This is a genomic window from Bacillus sp. SIMBA_154, from assembly GCF_046536015.1.
GTDB classification, from domain to species: domain Bacteria; phylum Bacillota; class Bacilli; order Bacillales; family Bacillaceae; genus Bacillus; species Bacillus pumilus_P.
Window position 1 is genome coordinate 1 of the sequence record NZ_JAWJBV010000450.1, and the last position, 253, is coordinate 253.

At 38.7% G+C, this 253-nt stretch carries 1 pseudogene; it reads left to right on the forward strand.

The features are described 5' to 3' along the window. Window positions 1–253, forward strand: a pseudogene (locus tag R0K30_RS22730) (glycoside hydrolase family 88 protein); the annotation flags it as partial.

Genomic DNA, 253 nt, shown 5'->3' on the forward strand with positions numbered 1-253 from the left:
TATGGCTATACAATGGTTTATCGCTACACAAAAGATGAAAAGTTTTTAAACCATGCACGTAATATTGTGAATTACATCCTTACTCACAAAAACATGCCTGAAGATCTAGTTCCGTATTTTGATTATAACGCGCCTGATGATCCGGAAATTAAAAACTATCGAGACTCGTCAGCAGCATCACTTCTTGCTAGTGGACTATTTGAGTTGGCAAGCTATGTTGAAAAAGAAGAGGCAGCACGTTACCGCAAAGCTG